General features: G+C 69.3%; 16 protein-coding genes and 1 pseudogene. 5 read left to right on the forward strand and 12 right to left on the reverse strand.

The window, feature by feature from the left end; genetic code table 11:
* Window positions 1-85: 85 nt before the first annotated feature.
* Window positions 86-436 (forward strand): hypothetical protein, encoded by a 351-nt coding sequence (locus tag HDA40_RS11110; RefSeq protein ID WP_253754684.1) that lies wholly within the window; start codon window positions 86-88, stop codon window positions 434-436.
* A gap of 26 nt (window positions 437-462) precedes the next feature.
* On the opposite strand, the gene HDA40_RS11115 is transcribed toward HDA40_RS11110, so the two are convergent.
* The 6 genes and pseudogenes from HDA40_RS11115 to HDA40_RS11140 form a co-directional block, all read right to left on the reverse strand.
* Window positions 463-924 (reverse strand): NUDIX domain-containing protein, encoded by a 462-nt coding sequence (locus HDA40_RS11115; RefSeq protein ID WP_253763604.1) that lies wholly within the window; start codon window positions 922-924, stop codon window positions 463-465.
* Between the two features lie 15 nt (window positions 925-939).
* Window positions 940-1,797: pseudogene (locus HDA40_RS11120) on the reverse strand (1-phosphofructokinase family hexose kinase); the annotation flags it as partial.
* Between the two features lie 119 nt (window positions 1,798-1,916).
* Entirely contained in the window at window positions 1,917-2,405 is a 489-nt protein-coding gene (locus tag HDA40_RS11125) for a GNAT family N-acetyltransferase (protein ID WP_253754687.1), read from the reverse strand.
* A 21-nt stretch (window positions 2,406-2,426) separates the two neighbouring features.
* Window positions 2,427-3,017 (reverse strand): TetR/AcrR family transcriptional regulator, encoded by a 591-nt coding sequence (locus tag HDA40_RS11130; protein ID WP_253754689.1) that lies wholly within the window; start codon window positions 3,015-3,017, stop codon window positions 2,427-2,429.
* A gap of 22 nt (window positions 3,018-3,039) precedes the next feature.
* Window positions 3,040-4,284 (reverse strand): L,D-transpeptidase, encoded by a 1,245-nt coding sequence (locus tag HDA40_RS11135; RefSeq protein WP_253754691.1) that lies wholly within the window; start codon window positions 4,282-4,284, stop codon window positions 3,040-3,042.
* 298 nt (window positions 4,285-4,582) lie between these two features.
* Window positions 4,583-6,028 carry a M28 family metallopeptidase gene (locus HDA40_RS11140; RefSeq protein WP_253754693.1) on the reverse strand — a complete coding sequence of 482 codons (1,446 nt, stop codon included), beginning with the start codon at window positions 6,026-6,028 and terminating at the stop codon, window positions 4,583-4,585.
* Between the two features lie 423 nt (window positions 6,029-6,451).
* Here HDA40_RS11140 and HDA40_RS11145 point away from each other — a divergent pair, with 423 nt between their 5' ends.
* Window positions 6,452-7,198 (forward strand): helix-turn-helix domain-containing protein, encoded by a 747-nt coding sequence (locus HDA40_RS11145; protein ID WP_253754695.1) that lies wholly within the window; start codon window positions 6,452-6,454, stop codon window positions 7,196-7,198.
* A 26-nt stretch (window positions 7,199-7,224) separates the two neighbouring features.
* Window positions 7,225-8,046: a class I SAM-dependent methyltransferase gene (locus HDA40_RS11150; protein WP_253754697.1), complete on the forward strand. Its 822-nt coding sequence runs from the start codon at window positions 7,225-7,227 to the stop codon at window positions 8,044-8,046.
* A gap of 12 nt (window positions 8,047-8,058) precedes the next feature.
* On the opposite strand, the gene HDA40_RS11155 is transcribed toward HDA40_RS11150, so the two are convergent.
* The 3 genes from HDA40_RS11155 to HDA40_RS11165 are packed head-to-tail and all read right to left on the reverse strand — an operon-like array spanning window position 8,059 to window position 10,212.
* Window positions 8,059-9,078 (reverse strand): sugar kinase, encoded by a 1,020-nt coding sequence (locus tag HDA40_RS11155; protein ID WP_253754699.1) that lies wholly within the window; start codon window positions 9,076-9,078, stop codon window positions 8,059-8,061.
* A complete protein-coding gene (locus tag HDA40_RS11160; RefSeq protein WP_253754701.1) occupies window positions 9,075-9,695 on the reverse strand; it encodes a bifunctional 4-hydroxy-2-oxoglutarate aldolase/2-dehydro-3-deoxy-phosphogluconate aldolase in 621 nt (206 codons plus the stop codon). The genes HDA40_RS11155 and HDA40_RS11160 overlap by 4 nt, the downstream gene beginning before the upstream one ends.
* 13 nt (window positions 9,696-9,708) lie before the next feature.
* Window positions 9,709-10,212 (reverse strand): CGNR zinc finger domain-containing protein, encoded by a 504-nt coding sequence (locus tag HDA40_RS11165; RefSeq protein WP_253754703.1) that lies wholly within the window; start codon window positions 10,210-10,212, stop codon window positions 9,709-9,711.
* Between the two features lie 37 nt (window positions 10,213-10,249).
* On the opposite strand from HDA40_RS11165, the gene HDA40_RS11170 reads away from it, so the two are divergent.
* Window positions 10,250-10,897 (forward strand): hypothetical protein, encoded by a 648-nt coding sequence (locus HDA40_RS11170; RefSeq protein WP_253754705.1) that lies wholly within the window; start codon window positions 10,250-10,252, stop codon window positions 10,895-10,897.
* On the opposite strand, the gene HDA40_RS11175 is transcribed toward HDA40_RS11170, so the two are convergent.
* The 3 genes from HDA40_RS11175 to HDA40_RS11190 all read right to left on the reverse strand — a co-directional run bounded on the left by HDA40_RS11175 (window position 10,864) and on the right by HDA40_RS11190 (window position 17,352).
* Window positions 10,864-11,718: an SWIM zinc finger family protein gene (locus HDA40_RS11175; RefSeq protein WP_253754708.1), complete on the reverse strand. Its 855-nt coding sequence runs from the start codon at window positions 11,716-11,718 to the stop codon at window positions 10,864-10,866. The genes HDA40_RS11170 and HDA40_RS11175 overlap by 34 nt on opposite strands.
* On the reverse strand, window positions 11,715-16,004 hold the full coding sequence (locus HDA40_RS42070) for an SNF2-related protein (protein WP_308197688.1): 4,290 nt from the start codon (window positions 16,002-16,004) through the stop codon (window positions 11,715-11,717). The genes HDA40_RS11175 and HDA40_RS42070 overlap by 4 nt, the downstream gene beginning before the upstream one ends.
* A gap of 82 nt (window positions 16,005-16,086) precedes the next feature.
* Window positions 16,087-17,352: a sialidase family protein gene (locus tag HDA40_RS11190; protein ID WP_253754710.1), complete on the reverse strand. Its 1,266-nt coding sequence runs from the start codon at window positions 17,350-17,352 to the stop codon at window positions 16,087-16,089.
* Window positions 17,353-17,513: 161 nt separating this feature from the next.
* On the opposite strand from HDA40_RS11190, the gene HDA40_RS11195 reads away from it, so the two are divergent.
* Window positions 17,514-19,505 carry a family 10 glycosylhydrolase gene (locus tag HDA40_RS11195; RefSeq protein ID WP_253754712.1) on the forward strand — a complete coding sequence of 664 codons (1,992 nt, stop codon included), beginning with the start codon at window positions 17,514-17,516 and terminating at the stop codon, window positions 19,503-19,505.
* Window positions 19,506-19,558: the final 53 nt, after the last annotated feature.

The following is a 19,558-nucleotide window of genomic DNA, read 5'->3' on the forward strand; positions in this document are numbered from 1 at the left end:
GGCATGCTTCTCGTGCCGGCCGTCCGGTGCCCTCACCGGCCTTGACGGCCGGTCCACAATCTCCCTCCCCGAGAAGAGGACCGGCATGTCTTTGCGCCTCCAGCGGTGCTTCGCCCAGACTCTCGGGGTCGGCGCTCTCTTCTGGCAGGCTGCTTCGGGGACGAGTTCGGCGGCGATCTGGATGATGATCATGACGCTGGACGAGTACGGGGTCGAGCAACAGGCAGACTACTGGCGGCGCATCCTCGCCCAGGACCCGGCGACCACGTTCGACTTGGCGGCCGAGCTGGCCGCGGTCGGGGCGTACCGGCCCGCGTTGCACTGGGCGGCGCAGGCGCGCACCGTCGGCCACCCGGAGGCGGCCGCGCTGTGCTCCGAGATCAAGCGGCGGCTCGCCGGGGACCGGCCGCTGCCGAGCGCCGTTCCCCTGTCGTAGCAGGAGGCCAGGGCCCGGCGCTCAGGTCAGGACGGCGGACGCAGCTCGTTCGGGGCGAGCCGGCGTACCACGTAGAGCAGCTGCGGCGGTTCGAGCCGGCCGCTCAGCGACCCCAGCTCCGACCAGTGCACCCAAGCCTGCTCGACGAGCGAGGTCTGCTCGTTCGGCGTCAGCTTGACGGGCTTCACCGGGGGTTGCGAACCCGGGAATCGGGCCAGGTAGAAGGGTTCGACGCCGACCCAGCGGCGGCCTTTCCACTGGGTGTCCCGGTGGACCGCGACGTTGTCGGGGCGGATCAGCTCCGGGTCGAGTCCGGTCTCCTCGACGAGTTCGCGTCGGGCCGCGGCGTACGGCTCCTCGCCCTCCTCGACTCCGCCGCCGGGCGGCTCCCACAGGTGGTCGCCGGTGACCGGGTCACGCCAGTGCTGCAACAGGATGCGGCCGCCGTCGTCGAGGCAGATGATCCGGACCGCCTCACGGTGCGCCAGTTCCTCTACGCGTACGGACTCGCGGAAGCGTTCGTAGGACGGCTCGTCGAAGTGGCCGGCGACCGGTGAAGCCACGGCTGCGGCGGAGACGGCGACCGCGTCCGAGATCAGTTCGCGCCAACCGGTTCCGAGCGCCAGACCACGGGCCAACGCGGCCACACAGGAGTCGCCGGCTCCGGTCGGGTTGCCGAACACCCGTTCCGGCGGCATCGCCCGCCAAGTGCCGTGCGGGGTCACGGCCTCCATGCCCTCCTCGCCTCGCGAGGCCACGACAGCCTTCGCTCCCTGCGCGAGCAGTTCCCGGGGCGTGTTGTCGCCGAGTTCGTCGCGGTTGGGCTTGACGACATCCGGTCCGGCTGCGATGCCCAAGGTCAGCGCCTCCCCGTCGGCGTCGAGGAGGCTGATCACTCCGGCCTCGCGGGCGAGCGCGATGAGCTGCGCGTACGCGTCGGCAGGAACACCCTGCGGCAGCGAGCCGGACAGCGTGACGACCTTGACCCCGGGCAGCAACGTGGCGAAGTGCGTACGGAACTGCTCCCATTCGGCTGGGCGTACCTCGGGACCGGGTTCCCAAAAGCCCGTGGCGTCCTGGCCGTCGACGATCGCCACCGTCCGCCGGGTCTCCCCCGCGACCGGCCAGAACGAGTGCTCCACCCCGTCGAGCAGTTCGGTGATCCGGGCGCCGGTCGCCCCGCCGAGCAGCCCGGTGGCGAGCACCGGCTGGCCCAGCTGCGCCAGGACGCGGGCGACGTTGAGACCCTTGCCGCCGGGGCGTTCGGCGACCTCGGTTACGCGGTGCGAGGTGTGCGGCCGCATCGCCTCCACGCGGTAGGTGATGTCGAGCGCCGGGTTGAGGGTCACCGCCAGGATCATGGGGTCATCCTGCCGGATCGATACGCGTGAAGACAGACCCACCACCGTTGATCATGGAGTTGTCACCCTCGACACACCGGCGAGACCACGGTCGACTCCATGCTCAACGAGGAGAGGGGTCAGCGCGCCAGGGGGAGGGTGTAGATCTGGCCGGTGAGGTGGTGGCCGAACGAGTCGTGCTCCTCGGATTCGATCAGCTTGAATCCCTCGGCGAGGTAGATCTTGCGGGCGGAAGCCAGCGGGTCGTTGGTCCACAACATCATCCGCGCGTACCCGACGTCGCGGGCGAACTCCAGGCAGGTGCGGACCAGCCGCTGCCCCACGCCGCGCCCGCGTGCGATCGGGTCGACCAGCAGGATGCGCAGCTGCGCGGTCTGCTCGTCCTTGCGTACGCAGAACACGCATCCCACGCGCTGCCCGTCGACCTCGGCGATCCACGCGTGTTCCCGCGCGGGATCGCGCTTCTCGGCGTAGTCGGCCACGATGCGCGCGACCAGCGCCTCGAAGCTGGTGTCCCAGCCGAACTCGGCGGCGTAGATCTCGCCGTGACGCTGCACGACCCAGCCCAGGTCGCCGGGCTGGTCCAGACCGCGGATCACTTCACTCATACTTCGAGTGAAACACTCGTTTCAGTCGGCTGTCAACGCTGTCCCGTCCAGGCCGCGCAGAAACATCTCCAGCGCCATATCGGTACGCCGAGAGTCGGCCGTCGCCAGCCGATCCAGCAGCAGCCCGCGTACCGTCGCCAGCAGCAGGGTCGCCGCGACGTCCGGATCGGCGCCGGGCATCAGGCGTTCGGCGACCGGGCGCAGCTGCGGCAGCCATTCGGCCACACTGGCCGCGCCGTAGCCCTCCCACGGCCCGGGTTCGGCCCGCAACGACAACGCGTAGCTCTCGAAGAACAGCCGCTCGACATGGGCGTTGTCCGGATCGGTCAGCCACTGCCAGAGCCGATCGACCGCCGACTCCCCCACCGGATCCCCCGACGAGGGATCGGTCAGCTCCGCCTGAACCAGGTCGACCTGTTCACGGCGACTGTGCGCCACCACTTCGCGTACAAGTTGCTCTTTGCTGGTGAAGAAGTAGAGCAGGACCCGCGGACTGGAGCCGACCGCGGCGGCCAGGGGGCGCAGCGACATGTCGGCCAGGCCGTGGGCACGCGAGTAGTCCACCAGCTTGGCCAGCAGTTCCGCGCGGCGCGCGCTGTCGTCGCTCGTCATGCGACGACGGTAGCGGAACGGCTCAGGACTCCGGCGTCATCTTGGACCAGGCGACGTCCCAGACGGCGCCCGCGCTGTCCCCGATGAGCTGGGGCCGGCCGGTGCCCTTGACGATGACCGGGTCGCCGAGCCGGAAGTTGTCGTAGAACCACTGGGCGTTGCTCGTGGCGATGTTGATGCAGCCGTGCGAGACGTTCTGCTTGCCCTGCGCCCAGACACTCCACGGCGCGGCGTGCACGAACTCGCCGCTGTAGGAGATGCGGCAGCAGAGCTTGATCAAGTCGTCGTAGTAGTTGGGATTCTTGGGATCGGTGACGCCGTAGCTGGCCGACGTCATCCGGTGCTCCAGCTCGCGCGACATCACCACGTGCGTGCCTGACCGGGTCGGGAACAGCACCCGGCCGCCGTCGGCCGTGGTCACGTAGCCGTTCTTGCCCATGCTGATCGGGATGTTCTTGACCTGTACGCCGTCGACGGTCACCCGCATGTAGTGCGTGGCGTTGTCGGCGATCGCGATCCGAGCCGGCCCGATGGTGAAGGAGATCGACTCGTTCTCCGCGCCGTAGACGTTCTTCCCCAGGTGCACGCCGTGCAGCTTGGCCGCGACCGAGACCTTGGTGCCCTTGGCCCAGAACTTCTCCGGCCGGTAGTGCACCGTGCGGTTGTCGACCCAGTACCACCGGCCCTCGACCTGCGGCTCGCTGGTGACCTTGATCGCCGCGAGCGCCGCCTTCTTGTCGGTCGGGGTCTTGCTGAACTTCACGATGACGACCTGGCCGACACCGTAGGTGCCGCCGTTCTTCAGGCCGGTCATCGCGTTGGCCTGGAAGGTGATGCTCGCCGTGCCGGACGGCTTCAACGTCGTGAACGTCGCCGTCTGCTCCAGCGGCTTGCCGGCCGAGTCCACGCCGGACGCCTTCACCTGGTAGGTCTTGCCGAACTGCAACGACGACGTGCTGCGCCAGGTGGTCTTCTCGGCGTCCAGCTCACCGGCGACCGTCTTGCCCCCGGTCGTCACCGTCACCGTCTGCAGAGTCGCGTTGACGGCGGTCACCACGACCGGCTCGTTCGGGGCGACACTGGCCCCAGGCGCGGGCGCGATCGTCAGCGTCGGCGCGTTCGGGTCGTCGTCAGCAGGCGACGTGCTCGTGCTCGGCGAACCGCTGGGGCCGCTCCACGCGACCTCCTTGGGGTCGTCCTTGCAGGCAGCAAGCAAGGTGCCCGCCGCGGCAGTCGCGGCGGTGGCGAAAATCGTGCGACGGCGCATGTCGGTTCGTTCCTCCCGCGGTGAGGGTACTCAAGGAAAGACGCTTCGCGACACCCCGGGGATGCCTTCGTGACGGGTTGCGGATCTTACTGGCCGGACGGCGGATAGTCGCCTGACCGAATCGGTGGTCATATCCAGCCCGCTCACAGCCTTCCTTCGGGCGCTCCCACACCCGGCATCGGGCGCTCCCACACCCGGCATCGGGCTGGATCAGGGATCTCGGTCGAATCTTGGGCGTGATTCGACCCGGATCCCTGATCCAGCAGGGATCACCGGCGTCCCGTGAGCCCGCGGGCGGTCAGCCGGGGGTGGGGGCGGCCGCCGGGCTTCGGTGTCCGGCCTGGTCGACGGCGCGTACGCCGAACTGCACGTTGTCCTTCGACAGATCGATGGTCGCCGTCGTCACATCGCCGACCTCGACGACATGTGTCCAGTCCGGAGCCGACGACTCCCGCCACACGATCTCGTAGCCGGCGAGGTCCGGTTCGGAGCCCCGGGTCCACCGCAGCGTCGACTTGTTCGTCAGGGCGGACGTGTCGATCTTGACGGCTTTGGGCGTACCGGGGGCTTGGGCGAGCGACCAGAACAGGGCGGCGTTGACCTTCGCGACCCGTGCGATGTACCGGAAGTCGCAGAACTCGGGCAGGTCCCCATACTGCACGCCGTTCTCCACGCGTACGTCCTGGTGCTGGTGGGCGAAGTCCTCCCGGGGCTCGGAGAACCGGCAGCCTGGGTAGCCCAGGTTGAGGAACGAGATGTGGTCGCTGCCGCGCAGGTACCGGTCGCGACGGTAGACGAGACGGATGTTCATGCCGGTGTGCTCGTTCTGGGCGGTCGCCAGGGCGTATCGGGCGAGCTGACGGGAGACCGAATCGTTCTCACCCCCGATGGATCGGCGGGTCGCCGCCTCGGCCGCGGTCTCGGCGGTGGGCACGCCCTCGGCGAACATCCGGACGAGCCGGTCGTGGCGTACGCCGTCGTCGCCGACCGGGCTGCCGACGATGTCGTTGCTGACCATGCCCTGGACGTCGGCGCCGTTCGCCTTCAACTGCTGGGCCAGGTACGCCGACCCGTACAAACCCTGTTCCTCACCGGCGACGGCGGCGAGGACGATCGTCGCCGCGCTCGGCCGGGTCGCCATCACCCGGGCCAGTTCCAGGACGACGGCGACCCCGGACGCGTCGTCGTCCGCGCCGGGCGCGTCGCCGGTGGCGTTCATGACGTCGGTGACGCGGGAGTCGTAGTGCCCGGTGATCACGTAGACCCGGTCCGGGCTGATCTGCCCGTGCACCGTGGCCACGATATTGCTGATCACGGTCGGCACCGGGATCCGGGAGGCGACCGGCTGGAGGTAGGACTGCACCTCCACGGTCATCCGGCCGCCCGACTCGGCGGCGTACGCCGACAGTTGCGCGAAGATCCAGTCGCGGGCGGCGCCGATCCCGCGGACCGGATCATCCTGAGTGGACAAGGTATGCCGGGTGCCGAACGCGGCGAGCCGGCGGACGGTGGCCTCCACCCGCGCCGGGTCGATGTCCCGCAGCAGGCTGCGGAGCTGGGCGTCGGGCCGCTGCGGAGTGATCGGCCGGCCCGGGCCGCCCAGGTCGGCCGGTTCGCCGGCCAGTTCGATTCCGGCCGGGCCGGCCGAGGCAGCGGCGGCGGGCAGGACGGCGGCCGCCGCGGTGGCGGCAGCGGATACGGACAGGAACGTACGCCGAGTCGGCGCGCTGTCATTGAGTCCCATAGATGGATCGTCGTCCCGATGACGCGCGCTGTCGACCGCAGTGACCAGGCGCCGCCCATGACGGGGGCCGGGCGCCACCCATGACGGGGCCGGGCGCCACTCCAACCCCGCCCCTTTTGACAGCGTTATCCCGAATAAAGAATATGGCCGTACCGCAATTCACTACCGCATCCCCTTGCGTGCGCGCGCGCACAATTCGAAAAGGCGCGCTCGAATAGCGTCCACTACCGCATTGAAGGCACCCCGATGTCCCACCATTGCACGAAGATCAACAAGGCATCGAACCAGGTAGGGTGCACGAAAATATGCGTTGTGCTGGTTCGGATCCATGCGTTTTGAACCTCGATGGAGTTTTTGTTGCCGTGCCCGATTGCTCGTTGATATAACCGCGTGGTGGAATTGAACGGATCGCGGGGAGGACCCATGCGAAACGAACGGCTGCGCGAAGCCATCCGCGCCAGTGGACTGGCGATAACGGAGCTCGGCGGCGCCGTCGGAGTCAACGGCAAGACGGCACAGCGGTGGGTCTACGAAGGACGCACACCCCGCCGCAAGACTGCCGACCGGGTCTCGCGGCGGCTGGGCGTACCGGTCGACTGGCTGTGGCCGACCATCACCGGACCCGACGCGGGTCCCGACAACCAACCGCGCGACTTCGTGCGGCTCTACGCGCACCGTGGCGAAGCGCCTCGGCAGCTCTGGCACGAGCTGATGCGCGGGGCGAAGTCGAGCATCGACATACTGTGCGTCACGGGGCTCTTCCTGGCGGAGGACAACCCCAGCGTCGACGACCTGTTGGCCCGCAAAGCCGAGGACGGGGTGCCGATACGGCTCGCGATGGCGCATCCGGCCAGCCCGGCCCTGCGTCGTCGCGCCGCCGAACAACGGCTCGTCGGAGCACTCGCCGCCCGCGCACGGGCGGCGATCTCCTACTTCGAGCCGATCGGCGCGATACCCGGGGCGCAACTGCGGACGCACAGCCTCACGGCGTACTCGTCGATCTTCCGGTTCGACGACGACCTCCTGCTTAATCAGCATCTCTTCGGTGTGCAGAACTTCCTCAGCCCGCTGATGCACCTGCGGCGGGAGACCGAGGGCGGCCTGTTCGACCTGGTGACCGACGCGTTCGACCGGTTCTGGGTGGCCACGATGCCGATCGGGCCCGACTAGCCTGTGCTGAAAAGGAGCGCCACTCCATGACCGACCTCGCCTCTCTCGCCCGCCGGCAATACGCGACCCTCGACCCGCTCGGGGTGCGCATCCGGACGCATCGGCTCTACAGCGCCCAACCGGACGACGTCGACGCGGCGGTCCGGGCGGCGGTCGGGCTCAGCGCCGCTGACGACCTCCTCGACGTCGGCTGCGGCACGGGCGCCTTCCTCCAGACGCTGGCCGGGGAGGGACACCTCGGCCAGCTCACCGGGCTCGACATGTCGCCCGCCGCGGTGACCACGCTCGCGGCGACGCCGGGCCTCACCGCGATCGAGGGCGACGCCCAGCGCCTGCCCTTCGACGACGCCGCGTTCGATGTGGTCACCGCGCGTCACATGCTCTACCACGTACCCGATCCACTGCTCGCCGTGCGCGAGGCCCGCCGTGTGTTGCGCCCCGGCGGGCGCTTCGCGGCGGTGGTCAACGTCGAGACCACGATGCCCATCCTGATGGGGCTGCTCGCCACCTCGGCCGGCACGCACGGCTTCGCCCGCCTGCGGCCCCACGGCGAGGTCGGCCGGGGTCCGCGCATGGCCAGCGTTCACGACGGCAATCTTCCCGCGCTGGTCGAGCAGATCTTCGGGTACGCACAAACGCACCGCCACGACAACGCGCTGGTCTTCCCAGCACCCGCGCCGATGATCGACTACGCGGTCTCGTGTCTGGTCGGCTGGGGTGTGGCCGACGACGACCCGCGGCGCGACGACGTGATCGCGACACTCAGCGAGAACGCGGCCACCCTGTTCGCCGACGGCGGCCCCGTACGCGACCCGAAGGGCTACGTGATCGTCACCGCGACCGCCTGACAGCCCATCGGTCTACCGGCTGACGTCGGCGACCGCCGTCGTCGCGAGCGCAGCGACCTCGGCCAGCGTCGCCATCGAGGTGTCGCCTGGGGTGGTCATCGCCAACGCCCCGTGGGCCACGCCGTACTCCACGGCGAGGCTCAGGTCGAGTCCGGTCAGCAGTCCGTAGATGAGGCCGGAGGCGAAGCCGTCGCCGCCGCCGATCCGGTCGAGCACCGCCAGTCCTTCCCGCATCCGGGATTCGGCGATCTCACCGTCGCGCCAGACGATCGCACCCCAGTCGTGCACATTGGTGGAGTGCACTCGGCGCAGCGTCGTGGCGACGACGCGGAGTCGCGGGAACTCCTTGACCAGGTCGTCCACGTGCCCGGCGAAGGTCGCCGCCGAGACCGGCGCCTCGGTGGGCACCCCGAAGAGCACGTCCACTCCGGACAGCAGCCGGCGGTTGACCTCCTGGGCCCGTTCGCGGCCGCCCCGGCCGTGCCAGAGGCTGGCCCGATAGTTGAGGTCGTATGAGACGGTCGCACCGTGCCGATGGGCCGCGTCGATCGCCGCCTCGATCAGGTCGGGCGTGGTGTCGGACAGCCCGGCGAGGATGCCGCCGGTGTGCAGCCAGCGTACGCCGCCGCCGAAGAGCGCATCCCAATCCACATCGGACGGACGGAGCTGGGCGATCGCGGTGTTCCCGCGGTCGGACACCCCCAGCGGCGCGCGTACGCCGAAGCCACGTTCGACGAAGTTGAGCCCGTTGCGCACCTCGCGCCCGATGCCGTCGTAGGGCAGCCACGTGACGTGCGACGTGTCGACGCCGCCGGCGAGCATGAGGTCCTCGACCAGGCGGCCCACCTCGTTGTCGGCCAGCGCCGTGACGATCGCCGTACGCAGCCCGAAACACCGTCGAAGCGCCCGCGAGACGTTGTACTCGCCGCCGCCTTCCCAGACGGAGAAGCTGCGCGCCGTGCGTACGCGTCCCTCGCCGGGGTCGAGCCGCAGCATCACCTCGCCGAGCGCGACCAGGTCGACCGCGGTCATCGCGCGGCCACCTCGACGGCCGCGGTCGACCGTCGGGTGATCTCGGCGAAGTCGCCGCTCGCCAGCAGGTCCGGGGCGGCCAGCCAGGAAGCGCCGACCGCGAGCACGGCGGGCTCGGCGAGGTAGCCGGCGAGGTTCGCCAGCGAGACGCCGCCCGTCGGCACGAACTTGACCTGGCCGAACGGACCGGACAGCGCGCGGATGCCGGCCGGGCCGCCGAGCTGTTCGGCCGGGAAGAACTTGACGGTCGTGACCCCGGCTTCCAGGGCGGCCTGCAGTTCCGTCGCGGTAGCGATCCCCGGGATCACCGGTACGCCCACCTCCTGGCAGCGCCGCACCACGGTCGAGGAGAACCCTGGGCTGAGGATGTATTTCGCGCCGGCCTCGACGGCCAGCTCCACCTGCTCGGCGGTGAGCACGGTGCCGGCCCCGACGAGCAGGTCGCTCTGCTCCGCCAGCGTCGCGATGGCCGCCAGGGCAGCCGGCGTACGCAGGGTGATCTCGATGGTCCGGATGCCGCCCGCCCACAGCGCCTGCCCGAGGTCGAGCGCGAGCCCGGCGTCGGGCAGTGCCACGACGGGGATGATCCGTGTTCCGCCCAGCTGAACGTCGTTCACGTCAGCGAAACTACTACACCCGGTTCCGGGCCCGATAGGCCGCGACCGTCGTCCGGCTGGCGCAGGTGTTGGAACAGAACCGTCGAGTGCGGTTCTTGGACTGGTCGACGAAGAAGTCTTCGCAGCCGTCGGCCGCACAGCGCCCCAGGGTCAGGCCGGGGTCACCGGTGGCGACGTGTGCGAGGGCCGCGCCGACGGTCTGCCCGATCCAGCGGACCGGCTCCTCGCCGTTGCGCGCGAAGTGGATGTGCGGATGGTCCTCCCCGTCGTGATCGGACAGGTGCATCCGCGGTGGATATCGCCGCAGCAACGTGTCGACCGCGTCCACCGGTACGCCGTCGACGATCTGGCCGAGCGCCGCCCGGATCACTTTCAGCAGCGGTGCCAGCTCGGCCGGGCCGGGCGGGGTGACCTCGTGTTCGGTGAACATCTGGTGCCCGTCGGACGCGGACGCGGGCGAGTTCACCAGCTCGACCGCGAACCGCGTGACGTTGCCCAAGTAGTCGACGTATTCCACTTGACCACCTACATTCGCGATCCATATCGTAGGCCCCATGCTAGCAAAAGACCCCTACACAGCAGCACTGCACCGGCTCGGCCACTTCCAGTCGGCGCTCGACCGGGCGGATACCCCCGAGATCCGGGCCGAGCTGCTCATCGACCGGTTCTTCTGGCAGGGCGAGGACCACGACGCGGCGCAGTACGCGGTCGACGCCCTCGACCCGGCGTCGACCACCGGCCGATACCTGGCCGCCCGGCACGCGTACAGCCGCTTGTTGTTCGAGCACGAGGTCCGGCCGGACGACCAGGCCGTGGTGCGCGTGGGCTACGAGGCGGCCGCCGCGGATCCGCAGCTGGCCGGCTGGGGCGAGTTCCACCTGGGCGTCTTCGCCGACAACATCCTGGAAGACCCGAGCGCGGCGAAGGCCCACTTCGACCAGGCGGCCAAGGACGGCGACCCGCTGTTGCAGTCCTATGTGGTGCGTCATCTGTCGGTGCACGAACCCGAGCGGGCCCTCGACCACCTGCGCCACTCGCTCTACCTGCGGGCCACGCTCGGCTACCGGCCGCAGACCGCAGCCGCGATGGTAGCGCTGGCCGACGCGCTCCCCGATGGGGATGAGCGGCGGCATCTGCGGGCGGCGGCGCTGGTCACCGCGCAGGAGCTTCAGCTGTCCTGGCTGCTCGGCGCGCTTTCCTGAGCAGCGGGCCCTGACCCGGCGGAGACGCCGGTGATCAGCAGGCCCACCTCGGCTCCGCCGACGGACGGCGGCGGCGTGCCGAGCTGGCGCGACAACGGGACATCCGGCAGCCCGACGGGTGGAGTCGGCGGAAGCGGGGTCGGCGACGACCACCACCGCGACACCGGCGGCTCCTCCCCGGGCTCGCCGAGCGCCGCCGCCGTGCCCACGACCGGCGTGACGACGCCGGAACCCCGCTGCACCTGCAACGCGTCGAGCAGATCAGACCGCGTACGCCCGCGCCAGAGCAGCAGCGTGAACGGATCCTCGTCGAACCGCTCGGCCAGCAGGTAGCACGCGGCGGCGATGTGCTTGCACGGCCAGCCCCAGTCCGGGCAGGAACAGTCCAGCGACACGTCGGTGGCACGCGTCGGGAACAGCGGCACACCCTCGGCGGCGAACAGGTCGACGAGTTCGTGCGGCACCTGACCGGCCAGCAGATGCGCCGCGAACAGGGCCTGCGCGGCGAGCTGCCGCTCCAGCCCCGCCCAGGTCGCCTCGCCGAGCGGCGGGAACCCGAGCCGCACCGCGTACGGAGTGGCCCGCGACCCCTGCACGGCCGCGCTGACCTGACCGGGCTGGATGTCCAGCGAGAGCACCTGCCCGGCTCGGGCGTACGACCTCCCCCGAGTCAACCTTCCCTTGTCCGCGAACGATTCCAGCGCGCCGATGAACGCCTTCGACCACCAGGTGTCGCCGATCGAACCCCGCGCCGACCGGGCCTTGATACCGCCCGCCACCTTGCGGGGACGGCCGAACTCACGCCACTGCGGGGTCGTCACTCGACCACCGCCGATCGGTCGAGAGTGAACAGGTCACGCAGGTCGTCGGTGCTCAACTCGGTGATCCAGCCCTCGCCCGTGCCGACGATCCGATCGGCCAGCTCCCGCTTCTCGGCCAGCATCGCCGAGATGCGCTCCTCGACCGTGCCCGCGCAGACGAACTTGCGCACCTGCACGTCGCGCTTCTGCCCGATGCGGAACGCGCGGTCGGTCGCCTGGTCCTCGACCGCCGGATTCCACCAGCGGTCCACGTGGATGACATGGTTGGCCGCCGTCAGCGTCAGACCGGTGCCGCCCGCCTTCAACGACAGCACGAAGATCGGCGGGCCGTCGTCCGACTGAAAGCGTTGAACCATCTCGTCGCGGCCGGACTTCGCCACGCCGCCGTGCAGGAACAGCACCTCACGCCCGAACCGCCCGGTCAGGTACGCCTGCAACGCGCCGCCGAACTCGGCGTACTGGGAGAACAGGAGCGCCTTCTCCCCCGCTTCGAGGACCTCTTCGAGGATCTCCTCCAGCCGCGCCAGCTTCCCGGACCGCCCGGCCAGCCGCGAACCGTCGCGCAGCAACTGCGCCGGGTGGTTGCACACCTGCTTGAGCTTGGTCATCGTGGCCAGCACCAGACCCTTGCGCTCGATGCCCTCGGCGCCCTCGATCGCCGCCAACGCATCGTCCACAATGGCCTGATATAGGGTGGCCTGCTCCGCCGTCAGGTTGCAGACCACCTCCATCTCCAGCTTCTCCGGCAGATCCGAGATGATCGACTTGTCGGTCTTCAACCGCCGCAGCACGAACGGCTGGGTCAACCGCCGCAACCGCTCGGCCGCCGCCTGATCGCCCTGCCGCTGAATCGGCTCGGCATAGGCTCGCTTGAACTCCGAGGCCGGCCCGAGCAGCCCCGGATTCGCGAACTCCATGATCGCCCACAGGTCCGCGAGCCGGTTCTCCACCGGCGTACCGGTGACCGCGATCTTGTGCCGCGCGGGCAGCGACCGGATCGCCACCGCCTGCCGCGTCGCCGCGTTCTTGATCGCCTGCGCCTCGTCGACCACCACGCGATGCCACTGGATCTTGCTCAGCGCCTCCGCGTCCCGGGCCGCGAGGGCATAGGTCGTCACGACCAGGTCCGCACCCCGCACAGCCTCCAGGAAGCTCTCGCCCTGCGCCCGTTCAGCCCCGTGATGCACGTGTACGCGCAGAGCAGGGGCGAATTTGGCGGCTTCCCGTTCCCAGTTCCCGACCAGCGACATCGGACACACCAACAACGTAGGGCCGACGTTTTCTCTGCTCAGAAGCGCTAGAAGCTGCACCGTATTGTGGCAGAGCATGCCACCGGCCACGAAGTTGTGATGCTCTTCGACCTCGAAGTCGTAGACCCAGCCGGTGTACTCCACCTCCTCGATCTCCACGACGCGCGCGTAATGCACTTCACTCGCCGCCCGGTGCGCCAGCACATCCCGAATCCGACGCACTGTCTGACGATCGAGGTGGTCGTAGGCCCCAAGCACTGCAGTGGTCCATTTGGTTCGCGGCTGGTGGCAGTACTCATCTGCTGCTTCACCGGACAGCATGCGGTCCATCGCTCGAACCGCTACGAGAGCGGTAGTCCGGGAAAGCTCTTGCGTCCCTGCGAAATACACCGCGCCGAGGCCGAAGTGCCGCTGCGGCAGGCGGGTCACCTCCAACGCCGCTTGGAGCAGGTCGGTCCCAGGCACGCCCTCGACATTGGTGTTGGCCGCGACGCCGCACAACCATTCCGCCTTGCTGGACTTCACCGAGTCGGAGAACCCGACAAGCTCGACGAACCGACGTAACGACGGCCCACCGACAAGCCCGACCTGATACGGCCGAAGAATGCCGCTTCCATTTGTCGCGCGTTTCATCTTCGTACGAACGCGTAGCCAGATGCCGAGGCGCCTGAGCATCATGGACAGCTGTTGCATGAGGATAGGAGACGCCGAAGCGATCTCCACCACCCCGGTTCTCAGAACCGAGCCCTCAGCGGTGAAGTACTCGCGCAGAAACAACCGGATGGTCTCGTCGTCCGCCGAGACGACGAAGTCGGGGATTGTTTTCGCCGCCGACCGCCGACCCCACTCATAGCCCATGAGCGCGAGCATTCTGGCGTACTCGACGCTGTTGATCCTGAGCACGTTCACGTTCCGTTGGGCGACGATGGAGGGCTTGTTGAACTGGATGTCCAATCGGGTGCCGAGTCCGGGCACCGCTTCGAGGAGCTTGTCCAGAACAGACCTGTCCTTCTGCGTAATGCGGAGCAGTCCTGGACCCCGTTCGTGGCCTTCGGCGATCTGCCACGCCAGCAGACGTACGAGGTCCGGATCGACGGGCGCGCCCTTCCAGACGATCCGACTCGGTACGCATAGCCGGTCGCCGACCTTGACGTCAGTCGTCCAGTCGTCGACCTTCAAGAGCTTGTGGCGCTTGGTGATGAGAACTTCGCTACCGTCGTCCAGCCGGACCCGCCGCATGTGCTCACTGACATGCTGCCGGTAGAGCCGCCGGATCGGTGCCTCGACGATCACGCCGTCGGAGTCGATCGAATTGACCATCAGGCTCTCGGTCGGCTCCGCCCACTCCCCTTCGCCATCATGCAATCGATCCACGCCCGCGTAGCGGTGCCAGATGTCGTCCGCGCGAACCAGCGCGCCATTGACCATGACCCTCATATCGGCGCTCAGACATTTGCCCAAGCCCATCGAATCCGCGAGGACTGCGCCGAGGCCGAGCCGTTCCAGGAAGGCCAGCCAGGACAGGCCCCGTTGCTGGTAGGGCCGCAGTACGCCGGTGAACTGCCCGGACGGCTCGACGGCCGCTATCTTCTCGCCGTCCAGCAGTCCGCGTACCCATCCGGAGGCCTGGACGTCGACCACCGGCAGCCCGGCTGCCGCCGCCGGAGCGCCCGTGAGCAGGTCGAGCACGCTCATCTGGCCCTTGGTCGCCATGAGCGCGAGGCCGGCGGCGAGCCGTTTGGCGTCGAGTTCGACCCATTGCCCTCGTACGCGCACCAGCGGAGCCTTGACCTTGGCCAGCCGTTTGAGTTCGGCCTCGGTGAGGGTGTGGTCGCCGAGGGCGAGTTGCCATTCGTAGTCGATCATCGCGTCGAGACCGAGGCTCGTACTGTTGGCGACGGTCGCGGGCGCGGTCGGAGATTTCGCGGTGAGCCTCGCCCCGATGCGGGCCGCGGTCTTGCCCCACCAACTGGGCAGCAGTACGCCGAACCCAGCCCCGGCGAGCAGGGGCGCGGCGTCGCGGAGGAACGCGTGCGCCTCGGCGGTGTCGAGCGGAAGGTCGGCGGGTCGGGCGGCGGCGAGCGCTCGGTCGAGGTACGGCCAGAGGCGGGCGGCCCGGCCGAGTTCGGCGAGAAAGGTCTCTTGTGGAGCGTCGAGGTAGCGGGCGAGGGCGGTGTGGCCGCGCTGGGACTCCCAGATGTCGCCGGCCGGGACCACAAGGCTGGGTTCGTCGGCGGCTTGCAGGGACAGTTCGACGCGCCACGGGTCGTCGGACTCCGGGTCGAGCGGCTCGACCAGCCGGAAGAAGGCGCGGACCGATCCGGCGGCCGCGTCGCGTGCCCATTGGTCGAGGTCGTGGCGAAGCTTGGCGAGCTGTTCGGGGGTGGCGGTGAACGCGCGACGGGTCCCGGCGAGCGCGCCCGGCCAGGTGTCGGCGTCCTCGGCCGGCAGGGCCGTCCGGGCGGCCGCGTCGACCAGCGCGTCCAGGGCTTGGGCGAAGACTTCTTCGGCGTGCCGCAGTTCCCCGGTCTCCGACGTACGCCCGACGGGTGGCATCGCGTGGAGCAACGTCTGCACCCACGGGCGGTCCTCGCCGGTGAGCACCGGCCGCCACAGGGCGAGTGGGACGTCGTCGGTGCCGCCGACGGTGGGCACGACGCGACCGCGCGCGACCAGGTCGACGGCGTAGCGGGCGACCTCGGCCAGGTGGCGGATCGTCCCGCCGGCTCCGTCGGGCGGGGTCAGCAGGAACTCCAGCGCTTCGTCGGCGTCCAGCTCGACGGTGGAGACCTGCCAGGGGGCGAGCTTCGGCACCCGATGCTTCGGCGCGTCCTCCCGGAAGAGTTCCGGCGACTCCAGCGGTCGTCCACCGGCGCTGGGCAGCAGAAACGTGGCCTCGCCGGGCTTGCCGTACACGTCGGGGGCGACGGCGTACGGGTGGATTCGGCGGCTCTTGCCGACGGCGGGCAGCGTCGAGTCCTCAGCCCAGAGGGCGAGTCCGCCGGAGGCGCGCCACACCCCGTGCACCACGAGCATCCTGACAACCCCCCAACGCGCCGCTGCCAGGAGATTCTATGAGCCGGGTCCGACAGGCGAACCCACCGGACCCGGCCGACGGTCACGGTTCGGTCTGGCCGTTGAGGAGCCAAGGCAGGTTGACCTTGCGGAACACGATCGAGCGGTGCGACGTGCTGTTGGCGTCGGCGTTCTCGTTGACCTCGATCAGCGCGCCCACGTAGTAGTCGGCGGTCTTGGCCATGCTGCTGTAGCCGCCCTCCTGCACGTTCGCCGTGCCCAGCTCCGACCAGGCGGGCAGCGGGGCGTCGCTGGTCTTGCGCCAGATCGGCCAGGTCACCCCTTCGTCGTAGCTGATCCGGAACTCCATGTCGGTACGCGTGACGGTGCTGGGCGGGTTCAGGAACACGATCCGGGTCGGGTCGTCGAGGTTGTACCGGATGATCGAACCTTCGCAGCGCGGGTCGAGCAGCGTCGAGTCGGCGGCGTACGCGCCGAAGCCGCCTTCGATGGTGCCCCGGGTGACCCAGCGTCGCTTGGCGATGTTCCACAGTCCGTCGGAGGCCCGGTCGTTGCGGTAGAGGCGGCCGTCGGTCAGCTCCAGGATGGTGCCTTCGTTGGTGCCGTCCTGGACGGTGCCGTCGGCGGGATCGGTGATCAGGGCGTACTTCCAGGTCGCGCCGTGGTCGTCGCTGTAGATGTTGCGGTGCAGCGCGGGGATGACCAGGCGTCCGGCGTGCGCGCCGACGGTCAGCTGTACGCCGGCGCCCGGGCCCATCGCGTCCCAGACCCAGGTCTTGCCGTTGAGGGTCTTCGGCTTCAGCGACTCGGTGAGGTCCTGCGGCGTCGTCCAGGTCAGCCCGTCGTCAGTGCTCTTGGAGAGGTAGACCTTGCGGTGCTCCCAGGCGTTCATCTTGGTGGTGCCGGTGGCGCCGTTCTCGCTGACGCCTTCGGGGTTCCAGCTCAGGAACAGGAAGATCGTGCCGGTGGTGCGGTCGACCACGGCGGTGGGGTTGCCCCAGGTGCCCTGGCCCGCGCCGACCACTTCGCGCAGCGACGACCAGGTGGCGCCGTTGTCGGTGGAGCGCTTGTAGACGAGGTTGATGTTGCCGTAGTCGACGTTGGCTGAGGCGCGGCCTTCGACGAAGGCGAGAAGCGTGTTCTGCGTGGTGCGGATCAGCGACGGGATCCGGAACGAGTGGTAGGTGATCCCGTTGAGGACCTCGCTGCCACCGCCGTCGAAGAGAAGCTTCTCGGTGTGGATCGCGGTCGCGGCCTGAACCGGGGCGGCGGTCGTCAGGCAGGCGGCGGCCGCGATCAAGACCGCGACCAGCCCGGACATAGGACGTGGGATGTTGGGTCTGTGCACTGCGTTCCTCCTTGGAGACGCGTGGGCGGTGAGAGCATCATCCGCGCTTCGCCGTCGATGTCAAGAGGGCCAGTCACGTCTTCACAAAGTGATGCGCGCTGTGGTAAATCATTCACACCACATCGACGACCGCACCAGCATCGATCGAGAGGATCCCCCCTATGCGCCGTCTCACGGTCTCGGTCCTGCTGGCCGCGGTGGTCGCTCTGGTGACGTCCGCACTGCCCGCCACCGCCAATCCCGCGCAGCCTCGGGTCGGCGGCGGGCAGTCGGACGGCGTCACGGCCGCCGTCGCGTGCACCCCCAACCCCGCGACCCCGTTGCGCCAGCTGCGCGCGATGTGGATCGCCAGCGTCACCAACATCGACTGGCCCAGCGCGACGGGGCTGAGCGCGGCCACGCAGCAGGCCCAGTTCAAGTCGTGGCTCGATCTGGCCGTGCAGCACAACATGAACGCCGTCGTCGTGCAGATCCGCCCGACGGCCGACGCGTTCTGGCCCTCGGCCTACGAGCCCTGGTCCCGCTACCTCACCGGTACGCAGGGCGTCAGCCCCGGCTATGACCCGCTGGCCTTCATGGTGAGCGAGGCGCACGCCCGCAACCTGGAGTTCCACGCCTGGTTCAACCCGTATCGGGTCGCGTTGACCACCGACCTGACGACGCTCACGGCGACCCACCCGGCGCGTACGCATCCTGACTGGACCTTCGCCTACGACGGCCGGCGCTACTACAACCCGGGCATTCCGGCGGTGCGGACGTTCGTCGAGGACGCGATGATGGACGCGGTCACCAAGTACGACGTCGACGGCGTCCATTGGGACGACTACTTCTACCCGTACCCCGTCTCCGGGGTGGCCCTCCCGGACGCGGCGACCTACGCGCAGTACGGCGGCGGCTTCGCCGACATCGCCGACTGGCGGCGCAACAACGTCGACCTGCTCGTGCAGGAGATGTCCCAGCGCATCCACGCCGCCAAGCCCTGGGTCAAGTTCGGGGTCAGCCCGTTCGGCATCTGGCGCAACGCGAGCACCGACGCCCTCGGTTCGCAGACCAGCGGGCTCCAGTCGTACGACGCGATCTACGCCGACTCCCGCAAGTGGGTGAAGTCCGGCTGGCTGGACTACATCGCCCCGCAGATCTACTGGCACATCGGCTTCACCACGGCCGACTACGCCGTCCTGATGCCCTGGTGGGCCGACGTGGTGGCGGGCACGAACACGCAGCTCTACATCGGCCAGGCGACGTACCGGGTCGGGGCGTCCGGCCAGTCCGCGCAGTGGCAGACGACGACCGAGCTGACCAACCACCTCATGCTCAACCGCAATTACCCCGAAGTGGACGGCGACATCCACTTCAGTGCCAACGACATCCTCGCCGACCGGCTCGGCGGCGTCACCCGGCTCACGGCCGACCACTACACCCGGCCCGCGCTCCTGCCTCTGTCGGTCACCGGCACGCCGCCGGCCGCACCCGCGACTCCGACCGGTACGCGAGTGAGCACCGGCGTCCAGCTGAACTGGACCGGATCGGGCACGTCGTACGCCGTCTACCGGATCGCCGGGGCCGGACCGGCCGACGCCTGCGCCTTCACCGACGCGACGAACCTGCTGACCACCGTACGCGGAACGGCGTACCTGGATAAGTCGGCGGTCGCCGGGCAGACCTACACCTACTACGTGACCGCCTTGGACCGCCTGCAGACCCAGAGCGCGCCGAGCACCGGGCGTACGGTGAGCGGCGGCCCGTTCAGCGTCATCGTGGACAACACCGACAGCGGCCGGTTCACCGCCAGCGCCAACTGGGGCAGCTCGGCGTACTCGACGCAGCGGTACGGCGCCGACTACCGGTTCGCCAATCCGCAGTCGGTCTCCGACGCCGCCTGGTGGAAGGCGGACATCCCGGCGGCCGGCAGCTACAAGGTCGCGGTCTGGTATCCCGCCAACAGCGGATACAACAGCGCCACCCCGTTCGTCGTCGCCACCACCACCGGCAACGTGACGGTCTCGGTCGATCAACGGTCGACCGGCGGGACCTGGGTGAACCTCGGTACGTTCACACTGGCGGCGGGCGACCACAACGTGGTCGGCGTCAGCCGGTGGACGACCGGGACCGGCTACGTCATCGCGGACGCCGTACGCATCACCGCTGCCTGACTCCCCCTCACGGCAGCACGGAGCCGCCCCGGCCGATCGCCGGGGCGGCTTCG

It is taken from the genome of Hamadaea flava, assembly GCF_024172085.1.
GTDB classification, from domain to species: domain Bacteria; phylum Actinomycetota; class Actinomycetes; order Mycobacteriales; family Micromonosporaceae; genus Hamadaea; species Hamadaea flava.